The 382-nt window shown below is 64.4% G+C and carries 1 protein-coding gene; it reads left to right on the top strand.

Features of this window, described 5'->3' with window-relative positions:
• Positions 1-382 (top strand): substrate-binding domain-containing protein (locus tag AC1DUE_RS20675; RefSeq protein WP_477041271.1); only part of this gene is annotated, 382 nt, incomplete at both ends.

Below are 382 nucleotides of genomic sequence, written 5' to 3'. Positions count from 1 at the left end.
GGCCGACCACGGGTGGCTCAACGCCATCAATGAGAACGCCAAGTCGCAGGCGGAGAAGTACTCCGAGGTGACCCTGGAGATCACCGAGGGCTCCAACGACACCGCCGCCCAGATCGGCCAGGTCAAGACCCTCATCAACAAGAAGGTCGACGTCCTCGTCATCCTCCCGGCCGACGGCAAGGCGCTCACCCAGGTCGGCCTGGAAGCGATGAAGGCGGGCATCCCCGTCATCAACCTGGACCGCATCTTCGCCTCACCCCAGGCCTATCGCTGCTGGGTCGGCGGGGACAACTACGGCATGGGCCTCAACGCCGGTACGTACATCGGCGAAAAGCTCAAGGACAAGCCGAACGCCAAGGTCGTCGAGCTCGCGGGCATCGAC

Source organism: Cellulomonas sp. P4_A2 (assembly GCF_056402515.1).
Note: the sequence above shows the minus strand (reverse complement) of the source record. Positions and strands in the feature narration are given on the sequence as shown.